At 47.0% G+C, this 25,905-nt stretch carries 23 protein-coding genes; 22 read left to right on the forward strand and 1 reads right to left on the reverse strand.

The features are described 5' to 3' along the window. Positions 1-142: 142 nt before the first annotated feature. The 7 genes from mihF (at position 143) to holA (ending at position 6,915) form a co-directional block, all read left to right on the forward strand. A complete protein-coding gene (mihF, locus tag ACO5GU_RS02280) occupies positions 143-451 on the forward strand; it encodes an integration host factor, actinobacterial type (RefSeq protein WP_012808895.1) in 309 nt (102 codons plus the stop codon). Further along, a complete protein-coding gene (gene gmk, locus ACO5GU_RS02285; protein WP_035427669.1) occupies positions 451-1,029 on the forward strand; it encodes a guanylate kinase in 579 nt (192 codons plus the stop codon). The genes mihF and gmk overlap by 1 nt, the downstream gene beginning before the upstream one ends. Continuing rightward, entirely contained in the window at positions 1,029-1,313 is a 285-nt protein-coding gene (locus ACO5GU_RS02290; protein ID WP_012808893.1) for a DNA-directed RNA polymerase subunit omega, read from the forward strand. The genes gmk and ACO5GU_RS02290 overlap by 1 nt, the downstream gene beginning before the upstream one ends. A gap of 5 nt (positions 1,314-1,318) precedes the next feature. Further along, positions 1,319-2,563, forward strand: coding sequence for a tRNA uracil 4-sulfurtransferase ThiI (thiI, locus tag ACO5GU_RS02295; RefSeq protein ID WP_314018671.1), 1,245 nt, complete (start codon positions 1,319-1,321; stop codon positions 2,561-2,563). Positions 2,564-2,827: 264 nt separating this feature from the next. Continuing rightward, positions 2,828-3,580: a ComEA family DNA-binding protein gene (locus tag ACO5GU_RS02300; RefSeq protein WP_484929910.1), complete on the forward strand. Its 753-nt coding sequence runs from the start codon at positions 2,828-2,830 to the stop codon at positions 3,578-3,580. A gap of 136 nt (positions 3,581-3,716) precedes the next feature. Further along, the gene (locus ACO5GU_RS02305) at positions 3,717-5,960 is read left to right on the forward strand and encodes a ComEC/Rec2 family competence protein (RefSeq protein WP_484929912.1); all 2,244 of its coding nucleotides are present in this window, start codon (positions 3,717-3,719) and stop codon (positions 5,958-5,960) included. Continuing rightward, the gene (gene holA, locus ACO5GU_RS02310) at positions 5,944-6,915 is read left to right on the forward strand and encodes a DNA polymerase III subunit delta (RefSeq protein WP_484929914.1); all 972 of its coding nucleotides are present in this window, start codon (positions 5,944-5,946) and stop codon (positions 6,913-6,915) included. The genes ACO5GU_RS02305 and holA overlap by 17 nt, the downstream gene beginning before the upstream one ends. 72 nt (positions 6,916-6,987) lie before the next feature. Here holA and rpsT read toward each other — a convergent pair whose 3' ends face one another. Beyond that, positions 6,988-7,251, reverse strand: a complete 264-nt coding sequence (rpsT, locus tag ACO5GU_RS02315) for a 30S ribosomal protein S20 (protein WP_012808888.1) — start codon at positions 7,249-7,251, stop codon at positions 6,988-6,990. 108 nt (positions 7,252-7,359) lie between these two features. Here rpsT and lepA point away from each other — a divergent pair, with 108 nt between their 5' ends. The 15 genes from lepA to ACO5GU_RS02390 all read left to right on the forward strand — a co-directional run bounded on the left by lepA (position 7,360) and on the right by ACO5GU_RS02390 (position 25,903). After that, a complete protein-coding gene (lepA, locus tag ACO5GU_RS02320) occupies positions 7,360-9,171 on the forward strand; it encodes a translation elongation factor 4 (RefSeq protein WP_484929915.1) in 1,812 nt (603 codons plus the stop codon). A gap of 9 nt (positions 9,172-9,180) precedes the next feature. Then, positions 9,181-10,272 carry a tRNA dihydrouridine synthase DusB gene (gene dusB, locus ACO5GU_RS02325; protein ID WP_484929917.1) on the forward strand — a complete coding sequence of 364 codons (1,092 nt, stop codon included), beginning with the start codon at positions 9,181-9,183 and terminating at the stop codon, positions 10,270-10,272. 9 nt (positions 10,273-10,281) lie between these two features. Continuing rightward, positions 10,282-11,532, forward strand: a complete 1,251-nt coding sequence (hemW, locus tag ACO5GU_RS02330) for a radical SAM family heme chaperone HemW (protein ID WP_484929918.1) — start codon at positions 10,282-10,284, stop codon at positions 11,530-11,532. A gap of 94 nt (positions 11,533-11,626) precedes the next feature. Then, positions 11,627-12,733, forward strand: coding sequence for a DnaJ domain-containing protein (locus ACO5GU_RS02335; protein WP_484929920.1), 1,107 nt, complete (start codon positions 11,627-11,629; stop codon positions 12,731-12,733). Positions 12,734-12,766: 33 nt separating this feature from the next. Continuing rightward, positions 12,767-13,960, forward strand: a complete 1,194-nt coding sequence (dnaJ, locus tag ACO5GU_RS02340) for a molecular chaperone DnaJ (RefSeq protein ID WP_484929922.1) — start codon at positions 12,767-12,769, stop codon at positions 13,958-13,960. Next, positions 13,960-15,231 carry a MiaB/RimO family radical SAM methylthiotransferase gene (locus ACO5GU_RS02345; protein WP_484913700.1) on the forward strand — a complete coding sequence of 424 codons (1,272 nt, stop codon included), beginning with the start codon at positions 13,960-13,962 and terminating at the stop codon, positions 15,229-15,231. The genes dnaJ and ACO5GU_RS02345 overlap by 1 nt, the downstream gene beginning before the upstream one ends. Positions 15,232-15,242: 11 nt before the next feature. Continuing rightward, entirely contained in the window at positions 15,243-16,202 is a 960-nt protein-coding gene (locus ACO5GU_RS02350) for a PhoH family protein (protein WP_484848503.1), read from the forward strand. Position 16,203: 1 nt separating this feature from the next. Then, positions 16,204-16,713, forward strand: coding sequence for an rRNA maturation RNase YbeY (gene ybeY, locus ACO5GU_RS02355; protein WP_484929924.1), 510 nt, complete (start codon positions 16,204-16,206; stop codon positions 16,711-16,713). Continuing rightward, a complete protein-coding gene (locus tag ACO5GU_RS02360) occupies positions 16,713-17,090 on the forward strand; it encodes a diacylglycerol kinase family protein (protein ID WP_035437217.1) in 378 nt (125 codons plus the stop codon). Before ybeY ends, ACO5GU_RS02360 begins: the two co-directional genes overlap by 1 nt. Before the next feature lie 12 nt (positions 17,091-17,102). Beyond that, the gene (era, locus tag ACO5GU_RS02365) at positions 17,103-18,041 is read left to right on the forward strand and encodes a GTPase Era (protein ID WP_484929926.1); all 939 of its coding nucleotides are present in this window, start codon (positions 17,103-17,105) and stop codon (positions 18,039-18,041) included. A gap of 2 nt (positions 18,042-18,043) precedes the next feature. Next, the gene (gene recO, locus ACO5GU_RS02370; protein ID WP_484810395.1) at positions 18,044-18,793 is read left to right on the forward strand and encodes a DNA repair protein RecO; all 750 of its coding nucleotides are present in this window, start codon (positions 18,044-18,046) and stop codon (positions 18,791-18,793) included. A gap of 135 nt (positions 18,794-18,928) precedes the next feature. Next, a complete protein-coding gene (gene rpsO, locus ACO5GU_RS02375) occupies positions 18,929-19,207 on the forward strand; it encodes a 30S ribosomal protein S15 (RefSeq protein ID WP_035427641.1) in 279 nt (92 codons plus the stop codon). Between the two features lie 84 nt (positions 19,208-19,291). Further along, positions 19,292-21,490: a polyribonucleotide nucleotidyltransferase gene (locus ACO5GU_RS02380; RefSeq protein ID WP_484859427.1), complete on the forward strand. Its 2,199-nt coding sequence runs from the start codon at positions 19,292-19,294 to the stop codon at positions 21,488-21,490. Between the two features lie 250 nt (positions 21,491-21,740). After that, positions 21,741-23,405, forward strand: coding sequence for a ribonuclease J (locus ACO5GU_RS02385; RefSeq protein ID WP_484859425.1), 1,665 nt, complete (start codon positions 21,741-21,743; stop codon positions 23,403-23,405). Positions 23,406-23,410: 5 nt separating this feature from the next. Then, positions 23,411-25,903 (forward strand): FtsK/SpoIIIE family DNA translocase, encoded by a 2,493-nt coding sequence (locus tag ACO5GU_RS02390; protein WP_484929929.1) that lies wholly within the window; start codon positions 23,411-23,413, stop codon positions 25,901-25,903. The last annotated feature ends 2 nt before the right edge of the window (positions 25,904-25,905 follow it).

Below are 25,905 nucleotides of genomic sequence, written 5' to 3' on the forward strand. Positions count from 1 at the left end.
TGAACAGGTGGTTTTTGATGCGGAAATATTAAAAAACCCCTTGTAAATAACGTGTTATGTGGCAAACTATTTTGCTGAAGTGCAAAAGGCACATTAAATTGAGTTTCGTATATGAAGTACGAAAACGATGTTTGGAGGAACAATGGCTCTACCTACACTTACCGATGAGCAGCGCAAGGCAGCACTTGAGAAGGCGGCTCAGGCTCGTCACGCTCGTGCAGAGCTTCGCGAGAAGGTTAAGACTGGTAAGGTCTCCCTTAAAGAGGTCCTTGATTCTACCGATCCTATTGCTGAGCGTATGAAGGTTTCCGCTCTTATCGAGTCCCTTCCTGGCTATGGCAAGGCAAAGGCAGCAAAGATTATGGACGAGCTCGGAATTTCCGCAACTCGCCGCGTTAAGGGCCTTGGCGCTCGTCAGCGTGAGCAGCTCCTCGAGGCACTGACCAAGTAGTGGCTCGTTCAGCCAAACTTTTTGTAGTATCTGGACCGTCAGGTGTAGGAAAAGGAACGCTTGTCTCTCTGTTGAGGGACAAGCGCCCAAACCTAGGCCTGACGGTTTCGGCTACTACGCGCTCTCCACGACCAGGAGAAGTCGATGGAGTTGCGTATTATTTTCTCTCCGATGAAGAATTTAAAAAGCGCGTTGATGCTGGTGAATTCCTTGAGTGGGCTCATGTTCATGGCCATTGCTATGGCACGCTCAAATCCGAGGTTGATCGCCTGATTTCTGCAGGTCAGTCTGTTGTTCTAGAGATTGACGTTCAGGGTGGACTTATGGTCCACAAACAATATCCCAACGCCATTCTCGTCTTTATTAAGCCACCTTCATTTGAAGAGCTTGAACAGCGTCTTAGAGGTCGCGGTACAGAAGACGAGAAGACCATTTCTACGAGACTTTCTAATGCTTCGCGTGAAATGGAGCATGCAAACGACTATACTGTTTGCATTGTGAACGACAACCTTGAGACTGCTCTGAGCAAGCTCGAGGAAGTTTTTGATGACTATGAATCAGACGGAGGTCAGCTTTAATGTCTGTTATTAAGCCTGAGATTGACAGCCTGCTTCAGAAGACTGAGCAGAATCCATTCTTGCTTTGCTCACTTGCTTCTAAGCGTGCTTGCGATATTAACAATATGCTTCACGGTCAGCACCTGCGTGTAACCGCTGTTCAGGATTTTGATGACATTACTACTGTTGCAAGTGGTAAAGATTCTGTCTCTATTGCTATGAAAGAGATTAACGACGGCACCCTTGGCTTTGTTAAAGATTCTTTTGACGAGGCAATTAAGGGCGAGAACACCATCGTTTACTAAGAGTTATGACTGAAAGAGTATGTCTGGTTCACTACCACGAAATTGGTTTAAAGGGTAAGAACCGATCAACTTTTGAAAATCAGTTGGTAACAAATTTGCGACGAGCCCTCCGACACTTTCCAGTGGCGGGGGTTTCTCGCATTTCTGGCTACCTTCTTGTAGAAACCACTGATAAACAAGCAACTGAAGAGCTGCAACATGCTGTGGCCCAGGTTCCTGGCGTTGCACGTGCTTCTTTGGCGTATCGTTGTGGCTTAGATGAGCAGGAGTTTTGTAACGCCGCCGTGAAGGCGCTGGGGGAGTCCGGTGACTTTACTACGTTTAAAGTGCATGCTCGTCGTTCCTCAACGGTCTATCCAAAGCATTCCATTGAGATTAACCAGCTTGTAGGCGCAGTCCTTTGCGAGAATTTCCCTGATAAAAAAGTTCAGATGCATAATCCGGATATGACGGTCTATGTACACGTTGTTCAGGGTAACGCATACGTTTACGCTGCATCTATTCACGGCGTCGGCGGTCTTCCTGTTGGTACTGCGGGCAAGGTTGTGTCGCTTCTTTCTAGCGGTATTGATTCGCCTGTTGCCACATGGATGGTTGGTCGTAGGGGAGCTACGGTTATTCCTGTTCACTTCTCTGGACGCCCTATGACTTCCGATACCAGCGAATATCTGTGCCAGGATATCATTGAGGCTCTTGAACCTGCTGGTCTTATTGGCAGAATGTATGTTGTGCCCTTTGGCGAGCACCAGCGTGAGATTTCCCTTGCTGTTCCACAGGCTCTTCGTGTCATTATGTATCGTCGTGTGATGTACATCATTGCACAGAAGATTGCAGAGCTTGAGGGTGCTAAAGCCCTGGTAACTGGCGAGTCACTTGGTCAAGTTGCTTCTCAGACGCTTGATAACATTGCTGCTGTCAACGAAGCAGTCACCATACCTGTTTTGAGGCCTCTGATTGGCTCTGACAAGCAAGAAATCATTCGTCGCGCCCAAGACATCAACACGTTTGATATCTCAACGCAGACGGCTCCAGATTGCTGCACATTGTTTATGCCTCGCCGTCCTGAGACTCATGCAAGAATGCGAGAAGTTCTTGAGGCATGGAATTCCTTTGACCATGAAGCCATGATTGATGACCTTATGCAGCATATTGAGTATATTGACTTTAGTCAGTGTCCTTCATATAAGCCACCTAAAAAGCTTGCTGCTCGTCATAAAGAACTTGCTCCAGCAGAGTTTATTGCTGACTAGGATATCCTCACTGCTCAAAACTTTTGATCGCTTTGCTCAGATGCATTTTTAGAATCCGCCCCGTAAAAGGGCGGATTTTTTATGCGAGTGGCTTGATAATCTTATTTAGTGCAATTCTGTTCTTGTTAGTTTGTGCAACATATCTGGCAATTGTTGATAACTGTGTCAGATTACCGGCAGTTTTTGGACAAAGCTATTAGATGAATCTTTAAAAGTAGCGCTTCTTATTAACCTAATAGTTGAATATAAATCTGAGGTGATTGTATGGCTCAGATTTCAAATAACCGCACTCAAATAATTAATAAATTGATGAGAAGGTTTAATCTATCTCAGCAACAACTCATAGCTGTTGCCGCTGTGGTTATCCTAGCTATTGTGTCAGCAGTTGTATTAATTGGAATAATTTCTGCTGGAACATCAGAGTCTTTTGATAGATCACATAATCAAGCAGACTCTACGCAAGGAGTGACTGTTACAGAAAATCCACAACATACGGAAGAAGATAATGCTACAGATCAGCCAGGAACTGATCATAAGATTAAAGAAGCTTCTCCTCAAATGATGGTTCATGTTGATGGAGCTGTTAAGTCGCCAGGACTTTACGCTTTACAAATGGCAAACCCACGCGTGAATGATGCTATTCAAATAGCAGGAGGTTTAACTGAAGATGCAAACGGGCAAGGGATTAATCTAGCGGCTCCAGTTGAAGATGGTCAAAAAATATATATTCCTAAAAAGGGAGAAGAGCCGCCACCAGAGATTCCACAGCCAGAGCAAAACAAAGCCACAAGCAATAAGCAAACAAATACGAAGAGAGATAAAAAGACGGTTGTAGATATTAATCGAGCAACTGTAGAAGAATTAACTAAGCTTCAAGGTGTGGGAGAAGGACTGGCCCAGCGAATTGTTGCAGACAGACAAAAGAATGGACCTTTTAAAACAACTGAAGATTTGATGCGTGTTTCTGGAATTGGCCAGAAAAAGTTTGATCAGCTCAAGGACAATATTCGTGTCTAAGGTGATAGAACAACCCACTAGGCCTTTTATTCCGTATAGCCTTTGTATCTTGCTATTTGTTTGCGTATGGCTACAAGTTTTTATCGCAAGAAACGTAACGCTTGATACTATGTTGCTTCAGATTTTAGGAAGCTGTATGGCGACGGCATTAGGACTTTGGTATGTAAAGTACGCGCATACCAGCCTTATGACTGTTGGAGTGGTTTTACTTTCACTTGTAATAATCCTAATCAGATCTTCCTTTATATATGTCAGTCAAATGGCATCGGTAGATCTTTTAGAGTCAACTGCTATACACGATTTTGAATTAGTCGTATCAAGAGATTTAGTTTATAAAAATCATACATGGACTGGTCAGGCAAATGTCATGTACCAGGGCAGATGCATTGGATCTGTGGGGCTACATGCCAAGGAACCATTCATGCGAGAAACTCATCTTTGTTGTGAAGGTAGGTTTTCACACTATAAAGATAAGGAGTTTTCAGAAGAACAATTTAAGAGAGGAGTACTTGGTTCAATTCAGATAACCAAGGTGAATTCAAAAACCTATGGAGAGGGAATTATTGGAGAAGTTGCTCAATTTAGAGAAAACTGTATTTCTCAACTCCAACCAGAACAGAGCTTTGGCCGAGCGTTAGTTGCATGCGGTCTTTGTGCCTATAGGCCTAGCTTGTATAGCTTTAACATTCCTAGAATATTTATGCGTTGCGGTCTAATGCATCTCATTGCAATTTCTAGTTGTCACATGGTAATTCTCTCTACCTTTATTGACGCTTTTCTTAAAAAGCTAACGATAAAACCTCTTTTAAGAGGGGTAGTGAATTTATTTTTACTCAGTAGCTACGCGCTTTTCTGTGGATTACCTGCGTCTGCAATGAGGGCAATACTTCTTGTTGAACAAAAATACGTAATGCATTATGTGGGAAGAAAAAACCATACGCTCTCAGCAGTTTCTATCGTTGCACTATTTATGCTCTGTGTTGATCCACAGCTGAGCGTAAACATTGCTTTTACCTTGTCACTAGCATGTATTTTTGGCATGAATATCTACGGCGGTCTTGCTCAGTACTATGCAAAAATTGCTTTGCACATATCTGGATATGGAACAATACAGAAAATTCTTAGAAAACCGTTTTCTGACGTACGAAACACTATGTGTGCCACAACCGTTGCTCAGCTTTCGTGCCTTCCAATTTCTTGCATGTACTTTGGTCATTTTTCTTTACTTGCTCCTCTTTCAAGTGCACTGATTACAAGTTTATTTTCTCTTCTGAGCTTATTTGGAATTGGAGCAATAGCTTTATGTTGGTTTAAACCGGCTCAAGATGTTGCTTTCTACCTTGTGGATTTTCTTGGTCAGTTTATAGAGACTCTTACTTCTTTTTTATCCGAAAGATCTTTTGCAAGCGTGTCGTTAACTGACATGAGCTGGATAGTTTCATTGCTTGTGTTTGCAGCAATGGTGGCTCTTTACGTGTTTTGGCCAAAAGGGAAAAGAGTAGTTTTATCTGGCATTTGTTTGATGGTGTTTATGCTTATTTTGGGTTTAAGTATCTACTGGAAGTTTTTCTCGCCAACAAGAATTTGTGTGATGGATATTGGCCAAGGTGATGCCATATTGCTCAGTGACGGCGCGCATTCTCTGCTCGTAGACACGAGTGTGGGAGATGTGGTTAATGACGCTCTAGAGCGACAACATATCTCATATCTTGATGCTATTTTGCTCACACACCTTGATGAGGATCATGCTGGTGGCGTGAGGTATATGGTTGGTTCGGTGAAGGCAGGTCGGGTATTAGTTGGAGAAGGAATAACAAAACAAGAAAAACCTGAGCTTCAGAGAGCTATTCAGAGGATTTCCGGCAGCAGCTCCTATGAAGTTTTATATGGTGATGAATTTGATGTTGGTCGCTTTCATATTCGCGTTGTATGGCCACATAGGGGATACAAAGCTAAAGAAGCTAATAATGCGTCGGTTGAGCTCTATGTGACATATAACGACGGGCAAAATACCTTAACTACGCTTTTAACGGGAGACGCTGAAAGAGATCAGACAAAAGAGACGGTAGATTCAGGCGATGTAGGCGATATAGATTTCTTAAAAGTTGGACATCATGGTGCAGCAAAGTCGCTTTATCCAGAAACTGCTCGTGCGCTAAAACCCGAGGTAGCAATTGCAAGTGCTGGAAAGAATAATCGTTATGGTCATCCTAAACAGGAAGCGGTGGATATCTTAGAGGGTGTTGGCGCAAGGTTTTATTGCACAAAAGATTATGGAGACGTCACCGTATTTCCCGGAGAACATGGACCTAGGGTAAGTGTGCAACATGCTAAAGTAGATACAGATTTAGAGGAGGAAAAAGATGGCGGAGCAGGCTAAGCTACTAGCTGCATATTTGGCTGTTGGCCCTGACGAGATGAAGCGTGCGAGGGCTATAGACAAGCTTAAAAGCCGTCTTAACCAGAGTTTTATTACGTTTAATCTTGATGATATTTCTGTAAGTGCTGAGCTGACTCCAGAATCTGTTCTGTCATCCGCTCAAACACTACCTATGGGTGATTCTAGACGAATTGTTGTCATTGATGATGTAGGTAAATTGCCTAAGTCTGTGTCAGAGGCTCTTGTTGGGTATCTAAAGAACCCCAATCCAACTACTACGCTGATGCTTTCTGCAAGTAAACTTGCCAAAACAACAAGGCTCTACAAAGCAGTTGATGCCCTAGGTAAGCTCGCAGTTATTAATTGCGGTGCAATGACCAGAAGTGAATTGCCTAAATATATAGGAGATCTTGGAAGAAAGTATGGGCTACAAATTCCAGCAAATGTGGCTAATGAACTTGTAAGTCGTGTTGGCGATAATACCACCATGCTCGATTCTCAGATTAAATCTCTAGCAGCTCTGTTGGGTCGTCCTGGTGCAATTGACGTTCAGTTTGTAGAAACTCATGTTGCACGAGTGGTTGAGGTCAAGCCGTGGGATTTTCTCGACAGTTTATCAGCGAGAAATGCTCAAAAGGCTCTGGAGCTTTATAGTCAGATGGATGAATCGGGAGCTATTGGAAATCTGTCACTTATGACTGGACGCGTAAGAGAGCTTATTTGCGCCAGGTTTATGGTTAAGCGAGGTACAGAACGGGAAATTGCTCCAGTTTTGGGCAAGCAGGACTGGCAAGTAAGAAATTATGCACGATGGGCGCGTCAATTTGCAGATGGCGAGCTTGAACATATTCTGGGCCTCTGTGCAGATGCAGAACGTGGTCTTAAGAGTGGAGAAGATAAAACAACCACAATGACCAAGCTTATCTTTGCTCTGTGCGGCGTCGCAAATGTGTAGATTCAAAGAATTCAGGTAAGAAAAAACGGACTCCAAGGAGTCCGTTTTAAAAAGTTTAAAAGTAGATAAGAACTACTTAAGGGTGTTAACAAGCTTCTGAACGCCGCTCTTACGCTGAGCAGCCTGATTCTTGTGTACGATGCCCTTAGAAGCAGCCTTGTCAAGAAGGCGGGATGCCTTGTTAGCTGCAACCTGTGCGTCCTCAAGCTGGCCTGCCTCAACAGCAGTGCGAACTGCCTTAATAGCAGTCTTAAGCTCGGAACGGACAGCCTTGTTGCGCTGGCGTGCCTTCTCAGCGGTGAGAATACGCTTCTTCTGAGACTTGATGTTAGCCACGTGCGGTTCCTTTCGGTGTTTACTATGTGAGGCCTCTTCGCTGAGACACGTTTGAGGCAGCTGTTGAAGTATAGCACGAAGGGGGTAGTTTACGCTATTATTTTCCTTATGAATACACAGGATACTTCACATATTCGCAACTTCTCTATTGTTGCGCACATCGATCACGGTAAATCTACCATCAGTGACCGCATTTTGGAGCTTACTCATACCGTTGAAGAACGCGATATGGAGTCACAGCTCTTGGACACTATGGACATTGAACGTGAGCGTGGAATTACCATTAAATCAAATGCAGTCCGCGTCATGTATGACGCAGATGACGGAGAGCGCTATCAGTTCAACCTGATTGATACCCCAGGCCACGTTGACTTTACCTATGAGGTCTCAAGGTCTTTGGCTGCTTGTGAGGGTGCAGTGCTGGTTGTTGATGCAACGCAAGGCGTTGAGGCGCAGACTGTCTCAAACGCCATGCTGGCCATGAACGCTAACCTGGATATTGTTCCTGCAATCAATAAGATTGACCTTCCATCTGCTCGACCTGAAGAGGTACGTGCAGAAATTGAAGATGTTCTTGCTATCCCGGCTGATGATGCGGTATGTGTCTCCGGTAAAACAGGTGAGGGTATTCACGAGCTCCTTGAGGCTTTGGTGTATTTGGTTTCTCCTCCAAAGGGAGACCCTACAGCTCCACTTAAGGCGCTTATTCTTGACTCGTATTTTGACCAGTTCAGAGGCGTCGTTGCAACAGTGCGTGTTTTTGATGGTTCAATCAAGGCTGGTGACCAGCTTCTTATGATGCAGGGATCTATGCCTTTTCTTGTTGAAGAAGTTGGCGCTAAGAGACCTCTTGAGATGGCTGTTGAACAGCTTTCTGTTGGCGAGGTTGGTTATGTTGTTACCGGCCTCAAAGATCCTGAGGCAGTTCGCGTAGGCGATACCCTTACCTATAAGCAAAATCCCTGCACAGAGCCATTGCCTGGGTATCGCGAAGCAAAGCCAATGGTATTTACGGGTCTTTTCCCGGTTGATAACAAACAGTACGAAAATCTCCGTGACGCACTTGATAAATTGCACGTCAATGATCCATCTCTTACGTGGTCTCCAGAGACGTCTGTTGCTTTGGGATTTGGCTTCAGAGTAGGCTTTTTGGGTCTTCTCCACATGGAGGTTGTCAAAGAACGTCTTGAGCGTGAGTTTGACCTGGACTTGATTGCTACCAGTCCCTCTGTTGACTATCACGTGTACAAGACCGATGGAACTATGATTGAGATTACCAGTCCTCAAGATCTTCCAGAGGTTACTAAGATTGACCGCATTGATGAGCCATACCTAAAGGCAAAGATTATTGTGCCTCCTGAGTTTGTTGGTACGGTTATGCAGCTTGTTGTTGATCATCGCGGTGTATCTGAAGATATGGTGTATCTGTCTGATAAATCCGTTGAGATGATCTTTAGTATCCCTTTGGCTGAACTTATTTTGGACTTCTTTGATCAGCTTAAGAGTAGAACTAAGGGATATGCTTCGCTCGACTATGAGTTTGATTCATATCGCACTTCTGACCTGGTTAAGCTTGATATCTTGCTTGCTGGAGACGTTGTTGATGCGCTCTCGTTTATTGTTCACAAGGACAAAGCATACGATCTTGCTCGTGGCCTATGTGACAGACTTAAAGGCATTATTCCTCAGCAGCTTTTTGAGGTTCCTATTCAGGGTGCAATTGGCAATAAAATCATTTCTCGTTCTACCGTTCGCGCACGTAGAAAGGACGTCTTAGCTAAGTGCTACGGCGGCGACATTTCCAGAAAACGCAAGCTGCTTGAAAAGCAAAAAGAGGGTAAGAAGCGCATGAAGCAGATTGGCTCAGTCGAAGTACCTCAAGAGGCATTCTTGGCTGTTCTCAAGGTTGATGACGAGTAGAAGGTATCTGTGGAATCGCTCCAAACTATTATTGCAACCTGTGCCCCTGAAGCTGGTCTTTCTTCTCGCATTATTCCTTTTGCGTTAGGTACTTCACTTAAGGAGCGCCTGTCCGCTCATCCTGTGCTTATGGCCCCTATGGCCGGTGTCAGCGATGGTGTGTATCGCACTATGGCTCGAGCTGGCGGAGCAGGTCTTGCGTATTCAGAAATGGTTTCTGTTGCAGGAATTCATTATGGTGGCGAGAAAACCTGGGAGCTTGTAGAGCCTCTTGCAACTGAGCCCGATATTGCTGTTCAACTCTTTGGTTCAAAGCCAGATCAGTTTAAAGAAGCAGCAGCTCAGATTAGTGAGCGTTTAGGGGATAAGCTGGCTCTTATCGATATCAATATGGCTTGTCCTGTTCCTAAGGTGGTTAAAAAAGGGGAGGGTTCAGCCCTTCTGGACACCCCAGAGCTTGCTGCAGATTTGGTTAAGGCTTGTCTGTCTGAGGTTAACGTACCTGTTACTGTCAAGATTAGGCGTGGTAGACGTCAGGATGAGGAAGTGGCACCTGAGTTTGCTCGCGCTATGGAGGCTGCTGGAGCATCTGCCGTTGCTATCCACGGTCGCTTTGCTACCCAGATGTATCGAGGTCAGGCAGAGTGGGAGACAGTTAATAGGGTTTGCGACGCCGTGTCTATTCCGGTCATAGGTTCTGGCGATATGCTCTCTGCTGAAGCAGCAGCTCATGCTCTTACAGAGACAGGTGTAACGGCTGTAATGATTGCTCGCGGAACGTACGGAAATCCGTGGATTTTTAAAAACACTCAAGCTTTAGTTGAGGGTCAACCTGTGCTTGTTCCAACGCTTGACCAAATGCTTGCATCTTTTATGATGCATGTAAGGTTGCTTGACGCTGCGGATATTCATATTGCTCGCGCTAGAAGCCTTTCTACCTGGTATTTTAGAGGTATTCCAAACGCAGCCTATTGGCGTGGAAAGTCAGTAAAGTGCGTTACGGCCCAGGATTTTATTGATCTTGCACTAGAGATTAAAGAAACCGTCAAGCGGCTTGAGGGTGAGCAAGAATTTCCTGAGCATAATCTACCTATGAGCTAGTGATTTGTTGTGGATTCCTGGCAGTCTAAATACAACCAAACGGCCACTCCTGCACTTTACCTGCATATTCCGTTTTGCGCACAAAAATGCTTCTATTGCGATTTTTCTTCTTGGTCCACAAGACAAGACGATAATCGCATGAAAGATTACGTAAAAGCACTAAAACATCAGCTAGATGAAGCCGCTCAGCTTGGGTTGTTAGCTGCTACTAAAACGGTCTATATGGGCGGTGGAACGCCGAGCTTGCTTGGTCAAGATGCAGTGGATTTGGCGCAGCACGTCTTGTCTCTTACGCAGCCTACTGAGTTCAGTATTGAAGCAAATCCAGACTCACTGTCTGACGATCTTCTCGCCAGTCTTGCTACGGGCGGGGTAACACGAATTTCTTTGGGAGTTCAAAGTTTTAACGATAACGAGCTCAAGAAGCTGGGCAGAATTCACTCGGCCGACCTGGCTTACGACAGAGTACTTGCTGCAAAAGAGCATGACTATGACGTGTCGGTTGATCTTATGTGTGCAATTCCTGAGCAAACAGAGAGTTCTTGGGAGTTTTCGCTCTCAAGATTTATCTCGCTTGGCATAAATCATGTGAGCATCTATCCGCTAACTATTGAAGAAGGCACGGCGCTGGCTAAGCAAACCCAGGATAAAGATACTCCATGGAACACCTACGACGTGCAAGCAGATCGAATGCAGGCGGCCACAAAGGCGCTTCAAGCGGCAGGGTTTGAACGCTACGAGGTAGCAAGTTATGCTCGCAATCAGAAGAGCTGTAAGCACAATAAGATGTACTGGACAGGCGAGTCGTACCTTGGGCTTGGCACGAGCGCTGCAAGCATGCTGACTGCAGCTGAGTATGATGTACTTGCCAAGGTCAACATCTCTTTGCCAAAGCGTCCGCAAAATGCCGTACGTGCGCGACTGGTGGTCCTTGATGCTCCAAGAAAAATTGCCGAAGGTGCATCGCTTTTCTCGACAGAGTTTGATGTTGAATTTATGACTCAAAAAGAAGCTGTGGCAGAAGATTTGATGCTGCATGCTCGTCTTATGGAGCCAATTTCGCCTGCACTTTTGGATGAGTCTGAGCAGGTATTTGGCGTAGCGCGTCTACATGATGTGTTTGATGCGTGTGTGCGAGATGGGCTGTTAGTTCACGTTGATGCGGCAAATTCTAGGACTGGAACTTCATATAAGCCTACCGAGAAGGGCTGGCTGCTTGGCAACGAGCTCTATGGACGTCTTTGGGATTTACGTTTGTAACGCGTTTGTACTGCATTAAGTTCAAAACAAGTGGGTACACTTTCAATCGTTCTCGTGATGCAGATTTTGATATGGGTTGAATCGGAGAGATTTCATGGCTGCTATGAACGAAAAGGACTACTACGCCATCCTTGGTGTTTCTGAGTCCGCGACAGCTGAAGAAATTAGAAAAGCTTTTCAAACTAAAGCTCGTAAGCTTCATCCAGACATCAATAAAGAGCCCGATGCTGAAGAGCGTTTTAAAGAGGTTTCTGAGGCATATGCTGTTCTGTCAGATGCCGAGAAACGCCGTCGTTATGACGCAATGAGAAGTGGCTCTTTCTATGGCGGCGGCTATGGTCCTTCTGGTTATCCCGGTGGATCTGCCTATGGAGGTTCTCCTTTTGAGGGTGGCTTCCCGTTTGGTGATATCAACTTTAATAATTGGACCACTGGATCTCAAAAGCGCTCTCGTGCATACAAGCCTCAGACTGGTGCAGATATTGTCTACGACTTAACGCTGAATGATACAGACGCTAAAAATGGCGTTAAGAAAGGCATTACGTATCAGCGCTTTGTTACTTGTGATGCTTGTGCTGGTAAGGGATCTCAGCATAAAGCTGAGGCAACTACCTGTCCTACCTGCCACGGAACGGGCCATATTGACATTGATCTTTCTTCCATTTTTGGAGTAGGCAAGTTTAGAGTTGACTGTCCAGAGTGTGAAGGCGCTGGACACGTTGTACAGGACCCCTGTGACGTTTGTGGTGGTTCTGGACGTGTTTTGTCTGCAAGCGAAATTATGGTTGATGTACCAGCTAATTCACATGATGGTGACCAGATCAGAGTACCTAAAATGGGAAATGCAGGAACTAATTGTTCTGCAACTGGTGATTTTATCGTAAATATTAAGGTTCCTTCAGAGCAGTTGACGTTCCGCCAACGCGCGGGAGCTCGTATCACAGGTATAACTGCAATGCTTCTTGTGTTTGTGGCGCTTAATTTACGCTCACCACTATTTGCCATTGTGTTGATTCCGCTTTTGATATTTGGCATAAGAAATGTTCTTGCAGATGGCGTCAAGATGAATGCTGGCTGGTGGAGAAGCTTTGCAAATGCCTTTGTTTCGGGAATTATCAACGGTGCCTTCTACTCAATTATTATTATGACTTTGTATGCTTGTACGGCCGGATTAGGCCATGTCGGCTATATGGGAATTTAAGTTTTAGGTTTTACAAGGGGAGAGTTAGTAAGCGTGGCAGAGAAGAAAGACTTCTACGAGCTCTTAGGTGTTGCTCGTGATGCAGACCAAAAAACAATCAAGCGAGCTTTTCTAAAGCTGGCAAGAAAGCTGCACCCTGATGTTTCTGATGATCCTCATGCAGAAGAGAAGTTTAAAGAGGTAAACGAAGCTTATTCTGTGCTGTCAGATGAGCAAAAACGTGCCAACTATGACCGTTATGGTGATCCTAATGGTCCATCCGGTTTTGGTGGCGGCTATGTGGATATGTCAGATATCTTTGGCGGTGGTTTTGGCGGCTTTGGAGATATCTTTGACTCCTTCTTTGGCGGCGGCCATGGTGGTCGCGGCGCTGCTCAGCATACTCGTGGTAGTGATATGGGAATTAGACTCTCTATCACTTTGGAAGAGGCTGCTGCGGGTGTCACAAAAACTATCTCGTATAACAGACTTTCTACCTGTGATGACTGTAATGGCACCGGCCTTGGTGAGGGTGGAAAAATTGAAGACTGTCCACGTTGTCATGGCACGGGCACGGTAGTTCAGGTTCAAAATACCGTCTTTGGTCAGATGCAGTCTCAGACAGTATGTCCAGAGTGCCAAGGAACAGGCAAAAAAGTAGAACATGCCTGTGAGACCTGTGGTGGCCAAGGAAGAACTCCTGACCATGAGCGTGTTTCTGTTGAAATTCCTGCAGGCGTTCATTCTGGCCAGTCAATTTCTATTATCGGCAAGGGCGAGGCTGGTGTCAGGGGTGATACCTCTGGTGACCTCATCGTAACTATTGAGGTTTCCCAGCATAAAGACTTTGAGCGCAGGGGAGACGATCTCTTTACTTCAGTTAGTGTAGATTCTCTTGAGGCAATTGTTGGTACTACCGTTACCATTGACGGCATTATCAAAGATGAAACTATTGAAATTTCTATACCTGCAGGTTGTAAGTATGGCCAGCAGCTAAGCGTGGCTGGTAAAGGCATGCCTCGTTTACATACTAAGGCTCGTGGTAACCTTTACGTTCTGGTTCACATTGAGACTTCAACAGGACTGACCAAAGATCAGTTAGACACACTCACCTCACTTATTGATGAGCGTAAACAAAGTAGTGTTCAAGACACTCAAGATGAGTCACACGCCGCTCAATCTGAAGGCAGAGATTCTTCAGATCACAAACATAAGAACGCCAAAAAGACTTCCAAGAAGAGGCGCTAATGGCTCATGGTATTGCGCTCATAAATCTTGGATGTAGGGTAAATCGCGTTGAGCTTGATTTAATGGCGGATTCTCTGCTTCGCATGGGATGTCGCATTGTTGAAGAAGATGAAGCTCAGGCAATTGTTATCAACACATGCGCTGTTACCGCAGAAGCAGAAGCTAAGACGAGAAAAGCTGTGCGTAAAGCAGCGCTTATGCCAGGAGCCCCTCTTGTAGTAGCAACGGGTTGTGTTGCAAGTCTTTTTGCTGATGAACTTGCCTCTCTTGCTCCTAATGTTGTTGTAGAAGCCGAGAAGGACAAAGTTGCAGATAGGGTTCTTGAAGAGCTAGGTTTTGCACCAGAATCCGTGAGCGATGATGGACTTGTCATCTCCAAGCCTACTCCAACAGGCCGCACGCGTCCTGGCATCAAAATTCAAGACGGTTGCGATAATCGGTGCACCTTCTGCATTGTGTGGAAGGCACGTGGCGCAGGTAAGTCCCTTGATCCTCGTGAAGTTGTTTTGCAGGTAAAAGATGCTATGAGCAGAGGAGCTCAAGAGGTTGTTCTTACGGGAATCAACCTTGGCAGTTATAAGGCTCAACTTGAGGATGAAGGTGGAAGAATTCTACGTCTTCCTGATCTTCTCGAGTATGTGCTTGAAAAAACCGAGGTTGGCCGCTTGAGGCTTTCTTCTCTTGAGCCACCAGATGTAAATGCTCGTTTGGTAGAGGTAATTGCTGCCTCCAATGGAAGAATTGCACCTTTCTTGCACATCTGCCTTCAGTCCGGATGTGACGCTACGCTTGCTCGTATGGGCAGGGTGTATAGGACAGAGCTTTATCGCAAGGCTGTTGAGGAAGCACGTTCGGTACTGCCAACCATTGCTTTAGGAACGGATCTTATCGTTGGTTTTCCTGGAGAAACTGATAAAGAATTTGAAGAGTCGTTTGAGTTTTGTCGTCAGATGGGCTTTTCAAAGATGCACGTATTTAGGTACTCCAAGCGACCTGGAACTCCTGCGGCTACCGCTCCAAATCAGGTAGATCCAAAGGTGATGGCTGAACGCGCCAAGAAAATGCGTGATCTGGGTAATGCTATGCGCTTTGATGCTGCTAAGAAGCTTGTTGGTACCTGCGATAATGTGGTGGTACAGTATCCTGGTAGGGGAATTTCTGGCGGTCTTTTTGATGTCCAGGTTGATCCTACTATTGAACTTGATGAACTTATCGCTATGCGCTTTGATGAAGTTTTACCTAATGGAACACTAAAAGCTACTCGTTTATAAATTGGGGGAACATGGAGCCAACACAGATTCGCTTAACTATTCCTGATTCAGTGGACCCTCTGTATCTGACAGGTCCTGCTGATAGTTTGCTCAGAGAAATTGAAGCGTCATGTGCGGCTCTTATTTCAGTCAGAGGTAAAGCCATCTTTTTGTCGGGAACTTCTCAAGAAATTGAGCAATTAACGCTCATTTTTTCTCACCTGATTCAAATGGTTGAATCAGGATCTAGGCCAACGCTGGAAGATGTAAAGCTTCTGCTTGATAGCACAAAAAGAAACGCCAGCTTAGAGCAAACAGGCACACGAACACTGTTTGTAACCCATAAGGGAAAAGCTATTCAGCCTAAAACACAAGGTCAAATTGAGTATACAAAGGCAATAGCAAACAACTCTATTACCTTTGGTATTGGTCCTGCGGGAACTGGTAAAACCTACCTGGCAGTGGCTATGGCACTTGCTGCTTTAACATCTCAGCAAATCAGCAGAATTGTGCTGGTAAGACCTGTTGTAGAGGCGGGAGAGTCTCTTGGTTTTCTCCCGGGAACACTTCAAGAAAAGCTTGATCCCTACATTAGGCCACTCTACGACGCACTCTTTGATATGACCTCCATGGAGTACGCAAATAACCTTATTGAACAGGGAATTGTTGAGATTGCTCCGCTTGCATTTATGCGTGGTCGTACCATGAACGATGCATTTGTCATTTTGGATGAGGCACAAAATACCACGCCTGAGCAGATGAAAATGTTTCTGACTCGCCTGGGTTTCTCGTCAAAATTTGTTATTACCGGTGATGCAACGCAGCGAGACCTTGTGGGAAGAAGTGGTCTGGACGTTGCTCGACAGGTGTTGGGTAACCTGGAAGACGTTGCTTTTGTTGATTTAGATAGAAATGATATTGTTCGCCACACGTTGGTTGGTAAGATAGTTGATGCATACACTGCGTATGAGAAGAAACAGCTAGGGGAGTAACGTGGATAACGAGTACGACATTGTGATCGAAGAAGGCGTCGAGTGCCCAATTTCTGTAGAAGAGATTGAAGCCGATTGCAACCTCGTACTCTCTGAAGAGGGTGTAGAGCGCCCTTGTGCCGTGTCCATTTCTGTAGTCAGTGATGCAGAGATTCAGCAGGTAAACCTTGAGTGGCGAGAAAAAAATGCACCTACTGACGTTATTTCACTTGAGGTAGAGCGCCCTGATGATCCAGATTTGGCTCCTGGTGAGATGTGTGAGTTGGGCGATATTATTCTGGCTCCTCATTTTATTGCTCGCCAGGCAAAAGAATATGGCACTACGGAGGCGGACGAGTTTAGGCTTATGCTTGTTCATGCCATGCTTCACCTGCTTGGATATGACCATATTGAAGATGATGAGGCAGAGATTATGGAAGCTCGTGAGGACGCTCTTGTTGCTCTGCTTTCAACGGATAGGACTATTGAGCCAGTTGTATTGACTCGCCACCGTGAGGGGATTGACGAGTAATGATTCCGGGATCTAAAGGCAGACATCCAAGCTTTAAGCGCGGCCTTCTCTTTGCACTACAGGGCGCTCGCCAAGCATTTGCTCAGGAAGCAAACTTGCGTCGTATGGCCGTTGCTGCTGCAGTAACCGTGGTGGTGGGATTGTTTGTTGGTTTAGATGCTGTGAGCTGGGCACTTGTTCTTGCTTGTATTGGTGCGGTTTTAACCACAGAACTTCTCAATACAGCAATAGAAACCGTGGTAGATCTGGTTTCTCCAGAGTTTCACCCCATGGCTGGTAAAGCTAAAGATATTGCGGCAGCTGCATCATGCTGCATTAGTATTACCGCAGCCCTTATAGGACTTTTGATCTTCTCGCGTGCAATTTTTCATTGGTAAGTTGGAGGACATATGACCGCCAATTCAGTTTCTGAAAACACTACATCTGAGACCACTCCCTTTAGGAGCGGCTTTGTTGCTTTAGTTGGTCGTCCTAGTGTTGGTAAGTCCACGCTGTTAAACGCTTGCATGGGCCAGAAAGTGGCTATCGCAAGCCCTGTTGCCCAGACTACGCGTCGTCGCTTTAGAGCAGTGATAAACGGAGATAACTCCCAGCTTGTCATTGTAGATACTCCAGGCCTTCACAAGCCTAAAGATGCTCTTGGAAAAGAGCTCAATAAGGCCGCGCTGGGAGAACTCAACGACGCTGACGTAATTGCTTTTTTGATTGACGCCACTAAGCCCGTTGGCCGTGGTGATGAGTGGGTTGCCAATCATGTTGAGCAGGCGCACGCCGCCTTTAAGCTGCTGGTTATTACTAAGGCAGATATTGCAACGCCAGAGCAGGTGTCGGAGCAGCTTGAGGCTGCACAAGCTCTTGCTCACTTTGATGACGTGCTTGTTGTTTCTGCTCCGGAAGACTTTAATATTCAGGCATTTATTTCGCTTGTTTCTGAGCATCTTCCCGAGGGTCCTATGTGGTTTCCAGAGGATATGGAGACTGATGCCTTGCCAGAAGACCTGGTGGCAGAGTTTGTCCGCGAGAAGTTATTGCTCAGCCTTCGTCAGGAAGTTCCTCATTCTGTTGCCGTTGTCTGCGATTCGTATGAGGTAGCAACTGACGGTCACTTATCCATTTCTGCCACCATTTTGGTTGAGCGAGAAGGACAAAAGGGTATTGTTGTCGGCCAGGGTGGTTCCATGATTAAGCGCGTTGGCGTCGAGGCTAGAAAAGACCTGGAAAAACTGTTTGGTCGCAAGGTTTACCTTGACCTTCAGGTTCGCGTTCAGCCTCTCTGGAGGCGTGATGCCAACGAGATTAAGCGCTTAGGCTACTCAACTGAGGATTAGTTGTGCCTGGTAGAAAGACCACGCGTCTTAAAGCTATTGTGCTTGATAGAACAAAACTTGCCGAGCAAGACCTCATCTTAACCATGCTTTCTGATTCGGGAGAAGAACGACGAGCTGTCGCAAAGGGTGCCAGAAAGCCAGGCGGTCGCTTTGCTGCTCGTGTTGAACTGTTTTGCGAGCTAGACGTGTTGCTGGCAGAAGGTCGCTCGCTTGATATCCTGTCCGAGGCAACCTTGCTTGAGCCGCATGCCACACTTCGCGGAGATCTCTCTAAGGTAGCAGCCGCGTCAGCTATCTGCGAAGTTGCACGCCTTTCGTGCATTGATGGCATTGAGGACGCGTTTCTCTATCCGCTGCTTTCTCGCGCTCTCAGAGCTTGTGAAGAAGTAGATGACGAGAAACACTTAGATCTTGTTGTTGCTGCTTATGTGTTTAAGGTCTTGGCACACGAAGGCTGGCGCCCAGAGCTGGAATCGTGCATTGCCTGTGGAGATGAAGCTCTGACGTACTTCTCGCCAGCTGCTGGTGGTGCGTTGTGTGGAAGTTGTGCGCATGAGATTGAGGGCGCCATTGAGGTAACTCCACTTGAGCTCTCGTGGTTGTCATCGCTTCTAAAACTTACCTTTGACCAGCTTGTTATTGCAGAAATTGCTCCAGAAACTGCGCTCTTTTTGCTCACCAGTGCGCATATTTGGGCGGCTACACACCTTGAAGCACGTCTGAAGGCATTTGAATTTTTGCTCAGTATCTAGCTGAAGTGTATTTTTACTAGCAAAGTTCACCAGTAACTGGTATCCTCTTGTAGGTTATTTCCTTGTTCTTAGGGGCTAGTCACTGCCGGCTACCTTCTCAGTACAAGGAGTATTCAACGCGAAAGGCGGTTTATTATGGCAGTAACTAAGGATCGTAAGGCTGAGCTCATCAAGCAGTACGGCAAGGACGAGAAGGACTCCGGTTCCGCACAGGTTCAGGTTGCTCTTCTTACTGAGCGTATTCGTCAGCTCACCGACCACATGAAGTCCCACCAGAAGGACTTCCACACTCGTCGTGGTCTTCTGATGCTCGTTGGTAAGCGTCGTCGTCTTCTTTCTTACATCAAGTCGAACGACATTGAAGAGTACCGTACTCTTATTGCTTCCCTGGGTATCCGCGACAACATCCAGTAAGTTGGCTTTTTAGGGCGCCGTCTGGCGCCCTTTATGTTTGAGGCCCGTTTGCAATGGGGCAAACGGAGATAGAAGAGGAAAGAAATGACTAAAGTAACTCACGAATTTGACCTCTATGGTAAGCACTACACCCTTGAGGCCGGTGAGCTCGCAAAGCAGGCAACAGGTGCCTGTATCGTTAAGTGCGGCGATTCCACCGTACTTCTCACTGCAGTGGTTTCCAAGGAGCGCAAAGATTACGACTTCTTCCCACTGACTGTTGATTTTATTGAGAAAATGTACGCAGTTGGTCGTGTTCCTGGTGGATACCTCAAGCGTGAGGCTCGTCCATCCGAGAAGGCAACCCTTACTGCTCGTATGATTGACCGTCCTCTGCGCCCATCCTTCCCAGATGGCTTCCGCAATGAGGTTCAGATTGTTGCAACTTCTCTTGTTGCCGATCAGGTAAATGCTGTTGATACCATCTCTGTCATGGGTGCATCAGCTGCTCTGGCCGTTGGTGGCGTTCCATTTGAGGGCCCACTTGCGTGCGTTCGTATTGGCCGCAACGCCGATACCGGCGAGTTCCTGGTTAACCCAACCTATGAAGAGCGCGATCATTCTGACCTTGACCTTGAGCTTGGCGGTTCTTCCACCTTTATTTCCATGCTTGAGGCTGGCGCAGATGAGATTTCCGAAGAGGACATGCTCTCTGCTATGGCATTTGGTCAGGAAGCAATTGCAGCATTTTGCGAGGAGCAGAAGAAGTTTATTGCTAAGTGGGAAGAGGTTAACGGTCCTATCGTTAAGCGTGAGTACATCCTTGACGAGCCAATTGCTGAGGTCCACGACCGCATCTTTGCTTACTATGACCAGATGAGTGCTGCTCTTAAGGACGCTGACAAGCAGTCCCGTATGCAGAAGGTTGCTGACCTGATGGACGAGATTAAGGCTCAGTTCACCGAGGAGGAGCAGGAGCTTTGGAGCCGCGCTATTGCGGTTGAGCTCAAGGGTCTTGAGAAGCACGCTATGCGCGTCATGGTTGTTGAGACCGGTGAGCGTGTTGATGGCCGTGTAGCTAACGAGATTCGTCCAATCATGGTTAAGCCTGACTACCTGCCACTTGTTCACGGTTCTGGTCTTTTCCAGCGTGGCCAGACTCAGGTTCTCTCCATTTGTACGCTTGGCATGCTCAACGAGTGGCAGCGTCTTGACACCATTGAGCCAATGGACGGCAAGCGCTACATTCACCACTACAACTTCCCACCATTCTGCACCGGCGAGACTGGCCGTATGGGTAGCCCTAAACGTCGTGAGATTGGTCACGGAGCTCTTGCAGAGCGCGCACTTCTGCCTGTTATTCCTTCTGAGGAAGAGTTCCCTTACACCATCCGCGTTGTTTCTGAGGTAATGGAGTCCAATGGTTCTTCTTCCATGGCTTCTACCTGCGGATCTACGCTTTCCCTTATGGATGCAGGCGTTCCTCTGAAGCGTCCTGTCTCTGGTGTCGCAATGGGTCTTATCCAGGAGAACGGCAAGACTGTTGTTCTTACCGATATCCAGGGTCTAGAGGACTTCCTTGGTGACATGGACTTCAAGGTCTGCGGTACCACCAAGGGTATTACTGCAATGCAGATGGACAACAAGGCAACTGGTCTTACTCCAGAGATTCTGCGCAGCGCACTTCTCCAGGCTCAAGAGGGCCGTATGTTCATTCTGAACAAGATGCTCGAGCAGATTCCTGCACCTCGTACTGAGACCAAAGAGACCGCTCCACAGATCATCTCGCTTTCCATTCCAACCGATAAGATTCGCGACGTCATTGGCTCTGGTGGCAAGGTTATCCGCGGTATCCAGGAGGATACGGGCGCAACCGTTGACATCCAGGAGGATGGCACCGTCTTTATCGCTGGTACTAACGGTGCTGCCGAGGCTGCTGCAGAGCGCATCAAGGCTATTGTTAAGGTTCCAGAGGTAGGCGAGGAGTACACTGGTCGCGTTGTTGGTCTTCAGCCATTCGGCGCTTTTGTTGAGCTCCTTCCTGGCAAGGACGGTCTGCTTCATATTTCCCGCGTTGCACAGGGACGTGTCGAGAAGATCGAGGATGTCCTGGCTGTTGGTGACGAGGTTAAGGTTCAGGTCCTTGAGGTAGACGAGAAGGGCAAGATTTCTCTTGACCGTCTCGATAAGCCAGAGGCACCACAGGGTGCTCCAAAGAAGGACCGCGAGGAGCGCCGTCCACGTCGTCAGAACGACAACGGCAACTCTGAGCGCAGGCAGCCACGTCGTCACCACGACGCATAAGGCACGCTCAAACTCAATGGGTTTCTCGCCACGCGAGGTCTTATAAAACATGAGGTATTGAAGAGAGCTTCGATGCATGTCGGAGCTCTCTTGTTATTCTGTTGAGATTTTGATTCTTTGGGAATATATAGCGTAATACGTGCAGATTTTTTATATAATTAAACAACATGTAGATTTTGCAAAAAGTCTTAGAGACGGCCCTTTGGGGTTGCGTCTGTTATAGAAAGTTATTTGAAAGGAAAGCGTTTTAATGCCTAAGAAAGACCCAGCTCTTAAAGTCATTCCTATGGGCGGACTTGATGGCATTGGCAAGAACATGACCGTTTTTGAATACGGTAATGATATGGTGCTTGTTGATGCTGGTTTAATGTTCCCAGATGACGAACAGCCTGGTATTGACCTAGTTTTGCCAGACTACACCTATGTACTTGAAAATGAAGATAAGCTTCGCGGTATTTTGATTACCCACGGTCACGAGGATCACATTGGTGCTCTTCCGTACCTGCTTATGGACCTTACTCGTAAGGTGCCAATCTATTCCAGTAAGCTTTCGCTTGGCTTTATTGAAGGCAAGCTTGCTGAGCACAAGATTGTGGGCACCAAGCTTCGTGAGGTTACTGATGGCTCAAAGGTCCAGCTTGGCGCCTTTGACATCACGTTCTTCTCGATGACCCACTCTATTCCTGCTGCTTTTGGTATTCACATGAAGACTCCTGCAGGAACGCTTATTCACTCTGGTGACTTTAAGCTTGATCAGACTCCAATTGATGGTGTGCGTCCAAATTATGCGGCTATCACCAAGTTTGGCTCCGATGGCCTCGACCTGCTGCTGTCTGACTCCACCAACGCTAATCGTCCTGGTATGACTCCATCCGAGGCTTCTGTTGGTGCGGCGCTTCGTCACATCATCAAGAATGCAACTGGTCGCGTCTTTGTTGCGTCATTCTCAAGCCACATTCACCGCCTACAGCAGGTGTGCGATGCCTCTGTTGCGGTAAAGCGTAAGGTTGTTGTTACTGGTCGCTCTATGATTACCAACACCAAGGTTGCGCGTGAGCTTGGTTACCTCAACATTGCCGATAAAGACATCATTGATGCGTACGATGTTGATAAACTCGCAGATGATCGCATTGTTGTTCTCTGCACCGGTTCCCAGGGAGAGCCTCTTAGTGCTTTGGCACGCATGGCAAACGGAGAGCACAAGTCGCTTTCCATTCGTCCTCAGGACACCGTAATCATCTCTGCAACTCCTGTTCCAGGTAACGAGAAGAGCGTTCAGTCCATCATCAACGCGCTTTCTAAGATTGGTTGCGAGATTTACGACAAGTCAAAGGCACTTGTCCATGTTTCTGGCCATGGTAGCCAGGAAGAGCTTAAGCTTATGCTTGGTATGGCTCGTCCAAAGAACTTCATGCCAGTCCACGGTGAGGCCGTTCACCTGCGTGCTCATGCAGAGCTTGCTCAGCAGATGGGTGTTCCTGCTAACCGTATTTTCATTCTGGATAACGGCGACACACTTGAGATGAGAAACGGCAAGGTTACCCGTGGTCAGACGGTTGAGTCTGGCGTAGTGTACGTTGATGGCCTCTCTGTCACCGACGCTAACCCTGTTGTTCTTCGTGACCGTCAGCGTCTTTCTCAGGACGGCATTGTTACCGCTGTAGTAACCCTTGTTGGTCGCAACCTTAAGCCAGGTGTTGTTGAGATTTCTGGCCGTGGTGTTTCATTTGCCGACGATGACGAGCTTATGAATGACGCGCAGAATCTTGTGAGAAATTCAATCGAGAAGGCCTCTAAGTCCGAAGGCGCAAACATTGAAGCAATGAGAAAGAGCGTTCGTAACGCCCTTTCTAACTTCCTTTGGAGCAAAACTCGTACTCGACCAATGGTTATTCCGGTCATTATGGAGGTATAAGCCCAATGCCCTCTAAACGCACCTCAAACGCAGCAAAAAGAAATTCTAGAAACGCCGCTTCTGCCCAGGCAGTAGGCTTGAGCCCACTGCAGAATGACATCATTGGTGTTGTTCTTGCAGTGGTTGCAATTGCTCTGTTTTTGTCCATTATTGTCCCTTCTAACGCTGTTATTACCAGCGCAATGGGTCATGGGCTCAAGCTCTGTTTTGGTACGGGAGCGCTACTTTTTCCCATTGCAGTATTTGTCTTTGCTATGACCTTCTTTATGCGTGATGATCAGGGAATCTCTACGCGTATTGCTATTGGTCTAACGCTGGACGTTCTTGCTGCCCTTGCTCTTATTTCACTTAACTTCCCAGGTGCTGAAGCTGCTCCTGACATGCTTTTGGGCACAAAAGTCCTAGAGGCTGCTGGTGGTTATGTGGGTGGAGGTATTGCTTGGGTTTTGCTGCGCTTTGTTGGCCGCGTGGTGGGCAATGTCCTTTTGGTTGGCTTTATTATTGCCGGTGTTGTTATCTGCGGCTTCTCCATTTCTGACATGGTTGAGCGCGTAAGCTTCCGCCTGGATGAAGCGCGCGAGAATCATCGCTACCGTAAAGAAGAGCGTGCTCTTGCAAAAGAAGAGGCGCTCTACGCTGCAAATGCTCCACAGCCTGCAAAGAAGCAGGGTAGACGTGGCGCAAACAACCAGTCTTCTCTCTTTGACGAGACCGGTGAAGGGGAGACCACCTATCTGGGCAATCGCAAGACTTCTGTCATTAAGCGTGACGCCCGTCTTTATGAGGAAGAAGAGGCGCAAGAGGACGCAGGAGATGCTCCTACTACGCTCATCGATAGGGCTAAGATCAAACTCCGTCCTAAGAAGAATGACCAGACAGATGATGCAGTTGTCGAGAAAAACGATGGTGCTGTAGCCGAGGTTGCTCCTACTACAAAACAGGCTAAACCTAAGAGCAAGGCTAAAACGACGCCCGATTTTCTCGCCACACCAGACCAGCTCAAGAGGCCGGGTGACGACGATGAGTCGTATGAGCTGCCACCATTTAGCATTCTGAAGACAAACAAGAACTCGGCCACTTCTGCCGTAAGCGATGATGAGCTTGAAGCTACTGCTCAGAGACTCCAGGCTACGCTTGAAGAGTTTGGCCTCTCCAGCCAGGTAGTAGGCTGGACCGCCGGTCCTTCTGTTACTACGTTTAAGATTTCGATGGGCGAGGGCGAGCGCGTCAACAAGATCACCAATCTTGAGGACGATATTGCGCTTTCACTTGCGGCAAAGTCTGTTCGTATTTTTGCACCAATTCCTGGAACTTCTCTGGTTGGTATTGAGATCCCTAACGAGAAAGCCCAGGCAGTCAACTTGGCTGACGTTCTACCTTTTGCAAAGGGTGGTCCTCTTGAGTGTGCCTTTGGTCGCGATTCTGAGGGTAAGCCAATTGTTGTTGACCTTGCCAGCCTTCCTCACTTGCTGGTAGCAGGCACCACTGGTTCTGGTAAGTCTGTCCTGCTCAACGCCATTGTCATGTCTATGCTCATGCGCGCAACTCCTGAGCAGGTCCGCCTTATTATGGTTGACCCAAAGCGCGTTGAGTTTACGGGTTACGCTGGTCTTCCTCACCTGTATGTTCCAGTTGTTACCGAGCCAAGACAGGCGGCAAGTGCGCTTCAGTGGGGCGTCACCGAGATGGAGCGTCGCCTTAAAGTATTTGAGCACTACAAAGTGCGTGACATTAAGACGTACAACAGAAATGTTGATGGCGATAAGTACGCTGACATGGAGAACCCTCCAAAGCACATGCCATACTTTGTTATTGTCATCGACGAGCTTGCTGACCTTATGATGGTTGCGGGCAAAGACGTTGAGTCTTCCATTGTCCGTATTGCTCAGCTTGGCCGAGCTGCAGGTATTCACCTGATAGTTGCTACACAGCGTCCTTCTGCAGACGTCGTAACTGGTTTGATCCGCGCAAACATTGATAACCGTGTTGCGCTCTCAGTTGATAACTCTTTGAACTCCCGCATTATTCTGGACCAAAAAGGCGCTGAGCAGCTGCTGGGTAAAGGCGATATGCTGGTTAAACTTCGTGGCAAGAAGCCAAATCGTGCTCAGGGCTGCTGGGTCTCTGACGAGGAAATCGAGGAGACCGTTAAGTACATCCGTACTCAGCGTACCGCAGAATATCACGACAATATCTTGACCGTTGCAACCCCAACACAGGCTGATGGCGTTGGGGGAGTTGGCGGTATGGCGCAGGCAGATGACCCACTTATTTGGGAAGCTGCGCGCATTATTGTGGATTCTCAGCTAGGTTCTACATCTAGTTTGCAAAGAGCGCTCTCTGTTGGGTATGCTCGTGCTGGTAGAATTATGGATATGCTTGAGGCAAAAGGTGTTGTTGGCCCTGCTAACGGATCAAAGCCTCGAGAAGTTCTTATTGATAAAGAAGCTCTTGAAGAGCTCAAAGTTCAAGACGCTGCCTATAGGGAGGTAGAGTAAGC

This window comes from Lancefieldella sp. (assembly GCF_057237245.1).

Coding starts and splice junctions, on each gene's coding strand:
- ACO5GU_RS02290 (WP_012808893.1), top strand. CDS start 1,029: ATGTCTGTTATTAAGCCTGAGATTGACAGCCTGCTTCAGAAGACTGAG.
- era (WP_484929926.1), top strand. CDS start 17,103: ATGACCGCCAATTCAGTTTCTGAAAACACTACATCTGAGACCACTCCC.
- ACO5GU_RS02385 (WP_484859425.1), top strand. CDS start 21,741: ATGCCTAAGAAAGACCCAGCTCTTAAAGTCATTCCTATGGGCGGACTT.
- lepA (WP_484929915.1), top strand. CDS start 7,360: ATGAATACACAGGATACTTCACATATTCGCAACTTCTCTATTGTTGCG.
- ACO5GU_RS02350 (WP_484848503.1), top strand. CDS start 15,243: ATGGAGCCAACACAGATTCGCTTAACTATTCCTGATTCAGTGGACCCT.
- ACO5GU_RS02335 (WP_484929920.1), top strand. CDS start 11,627: ATGGCTGCTATGAACGAAAAGGACTACTACGCCATCCTTGGTGTTTCT.
- ACO5GU_RS02390 (WP_484929929.1), top strand. CDS start 23,411: ATGCCCTCTAAACGCACCTCAAACGCAGCAAAAAGAAATTCTAGAAAC.
- mihF (WP_012808895.1), top strand. CDS start 143: ATGGCTCTACCTACACTTACCGATGAGCAGCGCAAGGCAGCACTTGAG.
- holA (WP_484929914.1), top strand. CDS start 5,944: ATGGCGGAGCAGGCTAAGCTACTAGCTGCATATTTGGCTGTTGGCCCT.
- thiI (WP_314018671.1), top strand. CDS start 1,319: ATGACTGAAAGAGTATGTCTGGTTCACTACCACGAAATTGGTTTAAAG.
- ACO5GU_RS02300 (WP_484929910.1), top strand. CDS start 2,828: ATGGCTCAGATTTCAAATAACCGCACTCAAATAATTAATAAATTGATG.
- ACO5GU_RS02380 (WP_484859427.1), top strand. CDS start 19,292: ATGACTAAAGTAACTCACGAATTTGACCTCTATGGTAAGCACTACACC.
- ACO5GU_RS02360 (WP_035437217.1), top strand. CDS start 16,713: ATGATTCCGGGATCTAAAGGCAGACATCCAAGCTTTAAGCGCGGCCTT.
- ACO5GU_RS02345 (WP_484913700.1), top strand. CDS start 13,960: ATGGCTCATGGTATTGCGCTCATAAATCTTGGATGTAGGGTAAATCGC.
- ACO5GU_RS02305 (WP_484929912.1), top strand. CDS start 3,717: ATGGCGACGGCATTAGGACTTTGGTATGTAAAGTACGCGCATACCAGC.
- rpsO (WP_035427641.1), top strand. CDS start 18,929: ATGGCAGTAACTAAGGATCGTAAGGCTGAGCTCATCAAGCAGTACGGC.